Raw genomic sequence first — 12,668 nt, 5'->3', positions numbered from 1 at the left:
CGAACAGCCTTCACCGTTCGGGTCTAGTCATTTTAGCTATAGGCTAGGGGCTTATTCGCCCGCAGCAGCAGCCACATCCAGAGTCACGCCTGGGCCCATGGTCGAGCTCAGCGCGATTTTCTTCATGTAGGTGCCTTTGGCGCCTGTTGGCTTGGCTTTGGCAACAGCGGTCACAAATGCACGAACGTTTTCTGCCAGCTTGGCTTCGTCGAAGGACGCTTTGCCAACGCCAGCGTGCACAACGCCGCCTTTTTCAGCTTTGAACTGAACTTCGCCGCCTTTAGCTGCTTCTACGGCCGCTTTCACGTCCATGGTCACAGTGCCAACCTTGGGGTTCGGCATCAGGTTGCGGGGGCCCAGAACTTTACCAAGACGACCAACGATGGGCATCATGTCCGGGGTTGCTATGCAACGATCGAATTCAATGGTGCCGCCCTGAATGGTTTCCATCAGGTCTTCTGCGCCGATGATGTCCGCGCCTGCTTCTTTCGCTTCGTCAGCCTTGGGGCCACGAGCGAATACAGCAACGCGCATTGTTTTACCGGTGCCATTCGGCAGGCCAACAACGCCACGAACCATCTGGTCCGCGTGACGGGTGTCAACGCCCAGGTTCAGAGCGATTTCGATGGTCTCATCGAATTTCGAAGTTGCGTTGGCTTTGACCAGGGCAACTGCTTCTTCGACCGACAGGTTTTCCTTGCCAGCGACAGCTTCGCGCGCAGCGCGGGTACGTTTACCGAGTTTTGCCATCTTACTTCACCTCGATGCCCATAGAGCGGGCCGAGCCCAGGATGATCTGCATTGCGCCTTCGACGTCGTTGGCGTTGAGATCTTTCATTTTGGCTTCGGCGATTTCACGAACCTGCTTCGAGGTCACGGATGCCACAGTCTCACGACCTGGGTTTTCCGCGCCACGGGGGCGGTTACGCTTGCCAACCGGCTTCAGGCCAGCTGCTTTCTTCAGGTAATAAGACGCAGGTGGCGTCTTGATGTCCATGGTGAAGGACTTGTCCTGATAATAGGTGATCACGGTCGGGCAAGGCGCGCCTTGCTCCATGTCTGCGGTCTTGGCGTTGAACGCCTTGCAGAATTCCATGATGTTGATGCCGCGCTGACCCAGCGCCGGACCAACTGGCGGCGACGGGTTCGCCTGACCTGCAGGAACCTGCAGTTTCATTGTACCAGCAAGCTTCTTGGCCATTTGGTTTTCCTTTCAACTAAGGTGAAACGCGTTTCACCCAGATTATGTTGCGTGGTCCGATCCGGGATCGCGATCCCGGTAACCTCCCACGAGAGAATCTCGCCCAAAGACGATAGAGGCGGCATGTACAGGGGAACGGAAGTATTGGCAAGGGTTTGAATCACGGCCTGAAGCAGCCACATCGAACCCAAACCGACCCTCGCTCCAAAGCTAAGCAACAGCAAAACAGCATCTGTCACCGCCCAATGAGTTTGCACCCACTACATGCACAACCTTGCGGGCTATCAGAGCAACTTAGCAGCCGCCATAATTCTTGTTTCCACTCGCCGTGATTGTGTAGGTTCCGCCTCTTGGACCCGTGTAGCACCGTGAGGTCACGCGCCTAACGCTGGCAACCGGTCGGCGGTACGAAGATACTTTCCTGATCTGAGCACCCCACTCACACGCGAGACCATCGCCATCAAGATCCAAATTATGTGGATCAGATACAGGTCCACCAGAAGCTAAGAAGAACCTTTGCGCTGCTGCGCCATTCGGAAAGTCATCACAATCATAGTCACCCCCTGCTGCCTCGGATGAGAACGGTCGCTCGTAGGATTTGGTCCCAGCTGTAGACAGGCTGTACTGACCATAATTGCTATAACCACATTGGTTCACTTTTCGAGCAGCCAGCTCTGCTTCGATCATCAGTTTTCCCCGCAATGTCGTACTTGGGAGCCGATATGCGGAACACAGCTCTGCGGACGATGCGCGCGCTACTTTCGAGGACAACACTTCGGGTGACAAAACATCAGCGGTACACGCAGCCAAAATCAAGAAAACAAAATAGATGAACGCACGCATGAAAAACGCCTTGTGGTCACTTTTCGGAAAAAACACTCGGTCAAATCAATAGGGCAGTTATGTACCAACCCAGATCATCAATGTAAACGTTCAGCCAGCCAAGATGCCGCACTGGCTAGGGCAATGCGGCCCCTCAAAATCCACCGAATAAATTTTGCCTCCTGCCTCTGGTCATCCACGCCCTCGACAATCCCGTCGAAATCCACGAATGGACCAGAGTAGGCCGTGACCTTCTCGCCGATTTCGAACGAGATCATCAGCTTGGGCGCTTCGCCACCTCGCCGAGTGATGTAGAAAACCTGGTGCACCTCTGCCTTGCTTGCCAGTTGTCGCGCAAAGGCTAATCAGGACTGTGTGATTGCCAATATCCCAAGCGCGATCAGGCTGGCCCAGCCGATGCGGTGAAGAAAGCGCGGCTCTTTCAGGACGAGCGCGGCAAGGACTACGGATACCGGAATCGAGGCCTGCCGGACCGCGCTGACAGGTGCGGCCTCGGCGCCTAACTGGAAAGCTTTCAGGATAAAAAGATAGGATAGATAGGACGCAATCCCCGCGAATACGATCCGCCACGGGGCGAGTGTCCAGCCTCGTACCACGCCCAGAAATGGGGTCGACATATGGCGATCTTCCCAGGCCCGGATGCCGGCAAGGGTCGATGTCACCAGGATATAGCAGTAGAACAGGAAAGGCGCGGGCGTTGTTTTTTGCATAGCGCCTGCATCGCTCAGCGAATAGGCGGCCGAGCCCAGCATCGCCATGACAGCCAGTGCAAAAGCCTTGTGATCATGCAGCAACCCGCCCGGCGATTTCTGGATCATCAGGCTGCCCATCAGGACCAGCGAAATCCCCACAAGGATGAGCCACGAATACTGCTGATCCAGCGCAAGCCAGCTAAAGGCAACGATGGCAATCGGCGAGGAACGGATGATCGGATAATACACCGAAAGGTTGCCCCGGCGCAGGGCTGAAAGCGTGCCATAGTAATAAAAGCTCAACCCCAGGGAAGAAACCAGCACCAGAGGCCAGACCTCGCGGCTGAGGGTCAGGGGCTGGCCAACCAGTCGGGCGTGAAGTGCCGCAAGAATGACCCAGGTCAGCGCCACACCGACATAACAGGACACCGGATGCGCCGTGTCTTTCAACAACAGATCCCGCAGCGGATGTGTCGCCGCCGAAATCAGAACCAGAACAATCAGGCCAAGTTCCATATCTCAGGTCTGATGAAGCGGATTGCGCTGCAGAAAGGTGTTATAGTGCACAGTCATCTGGTCGTCCGCGATCTGCACAACACCATAGGCTGGCGGTTCATCACAGAATTCCCCGTCAACGCTGTCGGCAGTCAGAGGGATTTGGTGATTGATGCTGGGCAGGCTGGTGAACGGGATGCCACGCCAGTTCACATAGGTCATGCGATGGACATGCCCATAGAAGACGTGGCGAATGTTACGCCCGTGACCGAGTGTTTCAAAAAACACTTCGGCTTCGACCAGGCGGATGTCGTCCACATAGGGAATGCCGATGTCAAAAGGCGGGTGGTGCATGAACAAATAGCAGGGCTTATCCCCCGCCGAGATCAGCTGTTCTTTCAGCCAATTCAAGCGCAAGGTGCACAGCTGGCCTTCATGCATATCCGCACCGTCTTTTGTCGTATCCAGAAAGATAAACTTTCCCGCGCCGGTCTCGATGCTGTGCTGAACAAAGCCATTTGAATCCACAGGGTCATCCGTAAAGACCGTTCTGAAAACCTGACGATCATCATGGTTGCCGATCATCAGGTGACAAGGAAGCGGGAAACCGTCCAGATGTGACTTGAGCACCTGATAGGCTTCAGCCCTTCCAAACTCGGCCAGGTCGCCGGATATCACGCAAAACGCTGCATCCGAATGCCATTTGGCGATATCCTCAAGGCAACGGGCAAATTGGGTCGAAGGAACGCCGCCATTCAGGTGCCCGTCTTGGTCAACAAGGTGGATATCTGTGATATGTATGAATTTCATCTACCTGCCCACTTGCCTTACATGGTTGTCCAAATATGCCAGGCGGCCGGGTCCCATCCCGATTGGTTACGACAAAGATTATCCCGATTTCGACAGATCAGTTCCGCCCTGATTTGCCCGGGTCTGATAACGGGCTGAAGACTCCAAAACAAGAAACGCCGCAGTGCCCAGGGCAACGCGGCGTTGTCAAATTTCGCTAATTGGAAATTAGCTTTGCTTGGTGACCTGAGTGAAGTCCAGCTCGACCGGGGTTTCCCGACCAAAGATCGAGACCGAGACCTTCAGCTTCTGGTTATCGTCATCCACACCTTCGACCATGCCGTCGAAATCTTCGAACGGACCGTCATTCACTTTGACCTTCTCGCCAATTTCGAACGAGATCATCAGCTTGGGCGCTTCTTCGCCCTCCTGCACGCGGTTGAGGATCTGGTTCACCTCGGCATCGCGCATCGGCATCGGGCGGCCTTGCGGACCCAGAAAACCAGTGACCCGGTTGATCGAGTTGACCAGGTGATACCCTTGATCCGACATTTCCATATGCACCAGCACGTAACCCGGCATAAAGCGACGTTCGGTTGTGACTTTCTTGCCCCGGCGCACTTCGATCACCTCTTCGGTGGGCACCAGAACTTCGTCAATGTCATCCTCAAGGCCCTGCTCGGCCACCGACGTGCGGATCTGCTCTGCGATCTTCTTTTCGAAATTCGAAAGAACGCTGACCGAGTACCACCGTTTCGCCATGAACCTGTCGTCCTTGTTTGCCTTCGGCTGCATTCCATCTACCGGAAAAGCCGTTATTGAAAATCTGTCGCGTCACCCGGAATAAAAAGCGGCGCACAGCCCGAATCGCCGCACGCCCATTCCGAATAGTACCGCGTCACCTACTCTGACATCGCAAGCTGTGCAAGGGGGCAGCGACGTTTCCGACCTGCCCGGCCCGGTTTAACCGAACATGCCCAGAATCAGCTGCAGGCCACCACGAATACCAAGATCGACCAGCGCAAAGAACACAGCCGTCAGTGCTGCCATGATGAACACCATGACCGTGGTCAGCAACACCTCGCGGCGGGTTGGCCAGACGACCTTTGAAACCTCGGCACGGACCTGCTGAATAAACTGGATCGGATTCATAGTTGCCATTTGGCTTTGTTCTCTCTGCTAGCGGATGGGCCGGACATAACCGGGCATTGAGGCAATTTCAAGGGGGCCGTCAGGGCTTGGGCTTATCGTCCCATTCGTCGCTTAGAATGCGGCGCGCATCGCCTTCGGGGTCGTCATATTGGTTCGACCGAACGGTATAGATGAACGCAAACAGGCCAACCCCTCCCAATAGCAGGGAAATCGGTATGAGATAGGCCAGAACTTCCATTCAGATCACCTTAGCCGCAGCGCGTTCAGAGAAACGGTAATGGACGAGGTCGACATTGCCAATGCCGCGATCAGCGGCGTGGCTAGGCCCGCAACCGCCAGTGGCACTGCAATGATATTATAGATGGTTGCAATACGGAAGTTCTCGCGAATCCGTTTCGTTGCCTTAACCGCGGTATCGCAGGCACCCGCAATCGGCGACAGGTCGTTACCCAACAGCACGATATCGGATGCCACGCGCGCAGCATCTAGCGCCGAGGCCGGTGAAATCGACACATGCGCCGCGGCCAGCGCCGCCGTGTCGTTCAGCCCGTCACCAACCATCAGGACGTGGCAGCCTTGATCCCGCAGGCTTTGCACATGGGTTGCCTTGTCCTGCGGCAGGGCCTGCGCAATCCATGTCTCAATCCCCAGCTTACCGGCCAGCGTCTCAACCGCGCCTTGCGTATCGCCCGAGATCAAAATGACCTTTTTCCCCTCATCGCGAAACGCCTGAACCGCCTCAGCCGCACCAGCACGCAATGTGTCCGAGAACAAGAACACTGAAGGCGCCCGCCCTGCTAACGACAGCCAGGCCGCAGTTTGTTCAGCCTCTTGCCCACCGGTCCATTCGGCGCGTCCCAGACGCACGGGATGGTCCTGAAAGATGCCTTCGGTGCCGTACCCCGGAACCTCATAGATCCCCTCGACATTTGCGGGCGTGACCCCCGCTTGACGGGCAGCCTGCGCCAGCGCAACAGAGAGCGGGTGCGACGAGGCCTCGGCCAGTGCCAGTGCGATTTCCAGATCGCCGGGCGCATGATCCGCAAGATTGGTCAGCTCCGGCGTTCCCGAGGTCAGCGTTCCCGTCTTGTCGAACACAACCGTATCCACCTCGGCGAGGCGTTCCAGCGCTGTGGCGTGTTTGATCAGCATCCCCTTGCGGAACAACCGGCCCGAGGCCGCCGTCGTCACCGCCGGTACGGCCAGACCCAGCGCACAGGGGCAGGTGATGATCAGCACCGCCGCTGCGATATTCAGCGCGGTGCGGATATCGCCGGAATAGATATACCAGCCCAGAAAGCTCAGCGCCGACAGGATATGCACGCCCGGTGCATAAAGCTTGGCTGCCTTATCCGCCAGCGAAGTATAACGCGACCGCCCAGATTCCGCGATGGCCACAAGATCGGCCATGCGGTGCAGCGATGTATCCTCACCCACAGCTGTCGCCCGTACGGTCAATGGACCCGTTAGATTTACCTCGCCAGCACTGACCGTCAGACCGGTTTCCGCAAATACCGGCAAGGTTTCACCCGTCAGCAGCGATCGGTCGAGCTCGGATTGCCCGGAAACGATTTCGCCATCCACCGGCATTCGGCCTCCGGGACGTACCAGGATCAGATCACCCACGCTCAGCGTTGCGACGGGCACCTCAACTTCTTGACCATCAGCCAGCCTGATCGCGCGCGGAACTTCCAACGCGGTCAACTCCTCGGCTGCGGATCGGGCGGCGGCGCGGGTACGGTAGTCCAGATAGCGTCCGGCCAGCAGAAAGAACGTCAGGGTCAGGGCGGCGTCAAAATAGGCGTGCTCACCACTCAGCGCGGTTTCCCACAGCGATGTGGCCAATGCCAACAGGATTGCCAACACGATCGGCACATCCATATTCAGGCGACCGACGCGCAAGGCGCTCCAGGCATTGGCAAAGAAGGGCTGCGCCGAAAACGCGATCGCAGGCAAAGCAATCGCTGCCGAAATCCAGTGGAACATGTCGCGCGTTGCATCGGTTGCCCCTGACCAGACAGAGACAGACAGCAACATTACATTCATCGAGGCAAAACCAGCCACCGCCAACCGCATCAACAGGTCGCGACCAGCTTTGTCGGACTGCGTGGCAGACAGGGATCCAGGGTCCAGCTCGTGCGCCTCAAAGCCTACGCGTTCAAGCACCGGGATCAGATCGGCGGCGCGCAGATCGGGCGCGGCTTTGACCATCGCACGTTTCAAGGTCAGGTTCACGCGCGCGTCCTCGACCCCGGGCTGGGCATTCAATTCACGCTCGACCGTGGCAATACAGGCCGAGCAGTGAATTCCCGGCAATGACAGCGCGATCTGCACATCCTGCGGGATCGGCCTTGCGGGCTCTGCCGGGGCGGCGATACAGCCGGGGCAAGCTGCGGTGCCAGAGGACATCTGCGCAGACATCCCCTAGCCTTTCACATAAAGCGGCACGCGCTGTGCAAACTCGGCCCCGCTGTGATCTTTGGCAACCAGCCGAATGTTCCAGTTGCCCGGACCCAGCGATGCCGGAGTCGCATATGCAGTCCCGTCGAATATGAAATCAGGAGCAAAATCATCTTTGACATGGGTCGCGCGGCCCACAACGGCCTGCAGGTCAGCCACCTTGACCGGTGCGCCCGTCTGATCGGTTATATGCAGGATCAGCAATCCGCCCGAAATCTCGGCGCGGATAAACCAGCCCAGCGCCTGATGTTCCTTCAGGCGTTCGTTGAATTCCTGGCTGGCGACATAGGAATTCTTGACCTCGAGCCCCGGAAAGGTCTTCACCGCGCTATAGGCCAGAACCAGGTTCACCGTGATGATCACGCCAAAGGATGCAACGAACACAGCAAGCGCATGTTTGCCGGTGAATTTACGTTCAGCCATGTTCAGTTCCCTCGTCCGTTAAACGTGGTGTCCTTATAGGCGCGCTCACCGCTCTGCAGGTCTTCGACCCAGATGCGGACCGGCGTCGTATCCAAAGTTGCTGGCCCGGTGTCGCCCGATGCGACGATGTAAACACGGGTCAACTGTGCCGTATCCGCCGTCACATTGACAGTCTCACCTTCAACCCCCTCGATCTGTATCTTCAGGGCCGGATCACCGGACAGGGTCAGTTGGAAGGGGCGGTCCTCGCCATGTTTGTTCCGCAGTCGTACATCATAAGTGTTACGAATAGTGCCGTCAGAAAGGGTTACAAATGTCGGGTTTCGCACCGGCGCTACGGTCAGATCAATGTCAGACCGGATGAACAGGGCGAACAAAAGCGCGAAGCCAACCGCAGACCACATACCCGTATACATGATGGTCCGAGGCCGCAGGATGTGTTTCCAGACATTCTTGGGCGGATGACCGGCGCGTTCACTCGATTCGTCGCTCAACGCCATGTAGTCGATCAAGCCACGCGGCTTGCCAATTTTGGCCATCATGTCATCGCAGGCGTCGATGCACAGCGCACAGGTGATACATTCAAGCTGCTGACCGTCGCGGATGTCGATACCGACAGGGCAGACATTCACACAGGCCATGCAATCAATGCAGTCCCCAAGATCGGAATCCGCGGTCCGCTTGCCTTTGCCGCGCGGTTCACCGCGCCATTCGCGATACCCAACCACCAGAGTATCCTCGTCCATCATCGCGGCCTGAATGCGCGGCCAGGGACAGGCGTAAATACAGATCTGCTCGCGTGCGAACCCACCAAACAAAAAGGTCGTCCCCGTCAGGATCAATATGGTTGTATAGGCGACCGGATGTGCATCTCCGGTCACTAGGTCACGGACCAGCGTTGGCGCATCCGCGAAATAGAACACCCAGGCACCACCCGTTGCCAGACCAATAAACAGCCAAGCGACCCATTTGGTGACACGCAGCCTTGCTTTGTGGAAATCCATCTTTTTCTGACGATGCAGGCGCAGACGGGCGTTTCGATCACCTTCGATCCAGCGCTCGACCAAGATATACAAATCAGTCCAGACGGTCTGCGGGCAGGCATAGCCGCACCACACGCGCCCCAGCGCCGATGTGAACAGAAACAGGCCCAGACCGGCCATGATCAGCAACCCGGCCACGAAATAGAACTCGTGCGGCCATATCTCGATCCAGAAAAAGTAAAAGCGCCGGTTGGCCAGATCCAGCAGCACCGCCTGGTCCGGGAGGCTGGGACCGCGATCCCATCTGATCCAGGGTGTGACGTAATAGATCCCCAGCGTGACCGCCATGATGAACCATTTCAGGTTGCGAAACGGGCCGGACACGCGGCGGGGAAAGATCGGTTCGCGCGCTGCGTATAGGCTGGGGGCGGGGTCGGAATCGCTCACGGGCTGGCTCCAGATGTAGCTGTTCTACGGCGTCTTCTTCCAGATCATACGGGCAGCCACTTTGACATGGGTCAAAAGCGCATCGTAAAGACACCTTTTGTCACATCTTACCAGCTTGCCGCCTGAGCCACCTGATAAATATCTTCACCCCAGGACGAAGCGGCATATTTCCGGTGACAATATGGTATCCGCGCCCGTCGGGTTCGCGGAACAGTTCGACCAATCGACCCGCAATGATATCCGCTTCGACAAAATGCCGCACGGTGGCCGTCACACCCTGCCCGGCGCGCACTCCCTCAAGCAGCAGGTTTCCCGGCAAGGCGATGCGGCCAGCGCCGGGGCTATGGCCCACGCCGTGACGGGCCAGCCATTGCGTTGCCTCCGTTGTGCCGAACTCCTCAAGCCAGGGCAGACGGCTGAGTGCTTTAGGTGTCACAGGTGCCCGCCCAGTCAACAGGGATGGCGCGGCGACAATCACGATCGGACTTTGCAACAGCAGTTCGGCCGTCACATCGGGCCAGTCCCCTGCCCCATATCTGATCGCCAGATCCACGCCGCCCGGGCGCAGATCGACCAACCGGGGCGAGGGATCCAGCGCAAGGTGAATGCCTGGATGCTCGGCCTGAAATGCGGGCAAGCGCGGCATAAGCCATGAAGCTGCGAAAGAGGCCGTCAGCGATACGTGGACCGGGCGATCCTCGGTTGCACGCTTCAGGTCAGTGACCGCCGCACCTATGGCCCCAAATCCCAAATGCAGGGCACGCGCCAGAACCTTGCCCTCGGCCGTCAGGGTCATGGATTTACCGGATCGGTCCAGAAGGGCCAGATCCAGGTGTTTTTCAAGCGCACGCAGTTGTTGGCTGATCGCTGCGTGACTGACATTCAGCGACGCCCCTGCCTGAACAACATTTCCAGTCTCAGCAAAGGCAGAAAAGGCGCGCAAAGCCGCAAGCGGCGGCATATCCATCCAGTTCATCTGTAAGTCCTACTTACATATTGGAATGGTAATTGAGTCGCATTTATCAGGCTAAAGATCAATCCTGATAACAGCGGCAACACAATCCAGGAGGGATCAGATGCTTGCGATACTGGCACGAAGTTTCATGGTAGCCACCAAAACAGAGGCTAACGGCAAAGGCACTGGCACAGATAGCCGTGACCTTGCGCGCGGCAGTTGGCTGCCGGACCATCACTGGTGGATTGAAAAGTCTGGCCCGCGCGAAAAGGCGCATCTGGACTGCACCAATGGGGGCCTGTAGTCTGAAAATAGTAGCACCGGCTGTTCAGGAAACGCGCGAACAGAGAGAACAGCCGGTGCCTTAACCTTCGGGCGGCGAACCGTCCGAAGGTATTCTTTTGGCCTTACTGACCGCCACCCAACTGGTGGACATAGGCCGTCACAGCGCGGATCTGCGCGTCGGTAAGGCGGTTTTCCCAAGCAGGCATTACACCGAAACGGCTATTGGTCACGGTCTCAGTCAATGCCTCTGCGTCGCCACCATAGAGCCAGATCGCATCGGTCAGGTTGGGTGCGCCCTGAAAGACGTCACCAGTGCCATCCTCGCCATGACAGGACGAACAGTTATCTTCGAAGACGACCTTGCCTGCCTGCGCAGCTACGTCATCAGTCTGCGCATTGGTCAGGGACATCACGTATTGAACCACTTGGGTGATCTCGTCATGTTCCAGGATTTCGCCAAATGCAGGCATTTCGGAATAGCGCGCATCGTCGCTTTCCTCGTTGCGAATGCCATAGGCGATTGTGGTCTCGATATCCTCAAGCGAACCGCCCCACAGCCAGGCGTCATCCAGCAGGTTCGGGAATCCTGGTGCACCCTGCGCGCCTGAGCCGTGGCATTGCGCACACCAGGTACGGAACACCGCGCCCCCGGCATTCGCCGCGTATTGCTGCAGTTCGGGATCTGCCGAGATATCTTCAAGCGATGTTTCCACAAGCTTGGCGTTCCAAGGGGCATTCGCCTCTTCAAACGCAATCATCTCTTCTTGTACCAGAGCGCGAGAGGACCAGCCCAAAACGCCAGCAGTGGCGGATTGAACCAAGGGCCATGCGGGATACATGATCGTATAGATCACCGCCCAGAAGATGGTGGCGTAGAATGTCCACAACCACCAGCGCGGCATCGGGTTTTCGAATTCTTCGATACCATCCCAGCTGTGGCCGGTTGTACTCGGATCACCCGGCTGTTTTTCAGGTGTCTTGCTCATTGCCGCGCCTCCTTGGATGTGGCGGGATTGTCGTCGCCCCGCAGGGGCGCTGGTGCATCATCATGCCGAAACGGGATATTCGCGGTGTCCTTGTATTCCTTGCTGGAACCCGGGCGAAAAACCCAGATTATGATCCCAACAAAGAAAACAAAGAGCAGCAGCAACATCCAGCTATCCGCGAATTGCCGTAAGAGTGTATATTCTTCCATCACACCCTCCTTTACCGGTTCGCGTCTGGGGTGAAGGTCGAGAAATCGACCAGCGTTCCCAGCATCTGCAGATAAGCGACCATCGCATCCGCTTCAGTCAGCTCGGGCTGACCATCGAAGTTCCGCACGCTGACCTTGTCACCATAGCGTTCCAGCAGGCCGTCATAGTCACTGTCGGGATCGGCCTGCGCCCGGAAATCCGCCACGGCGTTCTCCAGCATCTCTTCGGTATAGGGCGTGCCTACCAGCGCATTCGCCTTCATGACATCACCGATATACTTACCGTCAATCTTGCGATGCTCGAGGAAGCCGTATTTCGGCATTACAGATTCAGGCACCACCGACTGCGGGTTGCGCAGGTGATCCACATGCCACTGGTCAGAATAACGACCACCGACACGGGCCAGATCAGGGCCGGTGCGTTTGGACCCCCACTGGAACGGATGATCATACATTGATTCAGCCGCCAGCGAGTAGTGGCCATAGCGCTCGACCTCATCCCGCATCGGGCGGATCATCTGACTGTGGCAGACATAGCAACCTTCGCGGATATAGATGTCACGGCCCGCCATTTCCAAGGGGGTGTAAGGGCGCATGCCCTCCACCTTTTCGATGGTGTTCTCAAGATAGAACAGCGGGGTGATCTGCACGATGCCACCGATGGTCACGACCAGGAAGCTGAAGATCAGCAGGAGGGTCGCGTTGGTCTCGAGGATCTTATGTTTGTCGAGAATTGCCATTGCTCCGG

Annotated in this window: 16 protein-coding genes; 1 reads left to right on the top strand and 15 read right to left on the bottom strand. The window is 57.3% G+C overall.

Annotation, left to right across the window (positions count from 1 at the left end; translation table 11 throughout):
- Window positions 1-51: 51 nt before the first annotated feature.
- The 12 genes from rplA to AC2FIM_RS13385 form a co-directional block, all read right to left on the bottom strand.
- Window positions 52-750 (bottom strand): 50S ribosomal protein L1, encoded by a 699-nt coding sequence (rplA, locus tag AC2FIM_RS13440; protein ID WP_142636917.1) that lies wholly within the window; start codon window positions 748-750, stop codon window positions 52-54.
- Window position 751: 1 nt separating this feature from the next.
- Window positions 752-1,201, bottom strand: coding sequence for a 50S ribosomal protein L11 (gene rplK / locus AC2FIM_RS13435; protein ID WP_085823307.1), 450 nt, complete (start codon window positions 1,199-1,201; stop codon window positions 752-754).
- 920 nt (window positions 1,202-2,121) lie between these two features.
- Window positions 2,122-2,352, bottom strand: coding sequence for a hypothetical protein (locus tag AC2FIM_RS13430; RefSeq protein WP_496732059.1), 231 nt, complete (start codon window positions 2,350-2,352; stop codon window positions 2,122-2,124).
- Window positions 2,353-2,388: 36 nt separating this feature from the next.
- Window positions 2,389-3,252: an EamA family transporter gene (locus AC2FIM_RS13425; protein WP_496732057.1), complete on the bottom strand. Its 864-nt coding sequence runs from the start codon at window positions 3,250-3,252 to the stop codon at window positions 2,389-2,391.
- 3 nt (window positions 3,253-3,255) lie between these two features.
- The gene (locus tag AC2FIM_RS13420; protein ID WP_496732055.1) at window positions 3,256-4,041 is read right to left on the bottom strand and encodes a phosphodiesterase; all 786 of its coding nucleotides are present in this window, start codon (window positions 4,039-4,041) and stop codon (window positions 3,256-3,258) included.
- 207 nt (window positions 4,042-4,248) lie between these two features.
- Window positions 4,249-4,782, bottom strand: coding sequence for a transcription termination/antitermination protein NusG (gene nusG, locus AC2FIM_RS13415; protein ID WP_142637254.1), 534 nt, complete (start codon window positions 4,780-4,782; stop codon window positions 4,249-4,251).
- Between the two features lie 201 nt (window positions 4,783-4,983).
- Window positions 4,984-5,181 carry a preprotein translocase subunit SecE gene (gene secE / locus AC2FIM_RS13410; protein WP_142636925.1) on the bottom strand — a complete coding sequence of 66 codons (198 nt, stop codon included), beginning with the start codon at window positions 5,179-5,181 and terminating at the stop codon, window positions 4,984-4,986.
- A 70-nt stretch (window positions 5,182-5,251) separates the two neighbouring features.
- Window positions 5,252-5,410: a cbb3-type cytochrome oxidase assembly protein CcoS gene (gene ccoS / locus AC2FIM_RS13405; protein ID WP_142636927.1), complete on the bottom strand. Its 159-nt coding sequence runs from the start codon at window positions 5,408-5,410 to the stop codon at window positions 5,252-5,254.
- A 5-nt stretch (window positions 5,411-5,415) separates the two neighbouring features.
- Window positions 5,416-7,593: a heavy metal translocating P-type ATPase gene (locus tag AC2FIM_RS13400; RefSeq protein WP_271949818.1), complete on the bottom strand. Its 2,178-nt coding sequence runs from the start codon at window positions 7,591-7,593 to the stop codon at window positions 5,416-5,418.
- A gap of 3 nt (window positions 7,594-7,596) precedes the next feature.
- Window positions 7,597-8,055, bottom strand: coding sequence for a FixH family protein (locus AC2FIM_RS13395; RefSeq protein WP_271949816.1), 459 nt, complete (start codon window positions 8,053-8,055; stop codon window positions 7,597-7,599).
- 2 nt (window positions 8,056-8,057) lie between these two features.
- The gene (ccoG, locus tag AC2FIM_RS13390) at window positions 8,058-9,485 is read right to left on the bottom strand and encodes a cytochrome c oxidase accessory protein CcoG (RefSeq protein ID WP_271949814.1); all 1,428 of its coding nucleotides are present in this window, start codon (window positions 9,483-9,485) and stop codon (window positions 8,058-8,060) included.
- 100 nt (window positions 9,486-9,585) lie between these two features.
- Window positions 9,586-10,461 (bottom strand): LysR family transcriptional regulator, encoded by an 876-nt coding sequence (locus AC2FIM_RS13385; RefSeq protein WP_271949812.1) that lies wholly within the window; start codon window positions 10,459-10,461, stop codon window positions 9,586-9,588.
- A 100-nt stretch (window positions 10,462-10,561) separates the two neighbouring features.
- On the opposite strand from AC2FIM_RS13385, the gene AC2FIM_RS13380 reads away from it, so the two are divergent.
- A complete protein-coding gene (locus AC2FIM_RS13380; RefSeq protein ID WP_142636937.1) occupies window positions 10,562-10,744 on the top strand; it encodes a hypothetical protein in 183 nt (60 codons plus the stop codon).
- Between the two features lie 103 nt (window positions 10,745-10,847).
- On the opposite strand, the gene ccoP is transcribed toward AC2FIM_RS13380, so the two are convergent.
- The 3 genes from ccoP to ccoO are packed head-to-tail and all read right to left on the bottom strand — an operon-like array spanning window position 10,848 to window position 12,660.
- Window positions 10,848-11,711: a cytochrome-c oxidase, cbb3-type subunit III gene (ccoP, locus tag AC2FIM_RS13375; RefSeq protein ID WP_142636939.1), complete on the bottom strand. Its 864-nt coding sequence runs from the start codon at window positions 11,709-11,711 to the stop codon at window positions 10,848-10,850.
- Window positions 11,708-11,920: a cbb3-type cytochrome oxidase subunit 3 gene (locus tag AC2FIM_RS13370; RefSeq protein ID WP_142636941.1), complete on the bottom strand. Its 213-nt coding sequence runs from the start codon at window positions 11,918-11,920 to the stop codon at window positions 11,708-11,710. The genes ccoP and AC2FIM_RS13370 overlap by 4 nt, the downstream gene beginning before the upstream one ends.
- Before the next feature lie 11 nt (window positions 11,921-11,931).
- On the bottom strand, window positions 11,932-12,660 hold the full coding sequence (gene ccoO, locus AC2FIM_RS13365; protein WP_142636943.1) for a cytochrome-c oxidase, cbb3-type subunit II: 729 nt from the start codon (window positions 12,658-12,660) through the stop codon (window positions 11,932-11,934).
- Window positions 12,661-12,668: the final 8 nt, after the last annotated feature.

It is taken from the genome of Ruegeria sp. CDSC052, from assembly GCF_059610685.1.
This window is presented reverse-complemented; position numbering and strand designations above follow the sequence as displayed.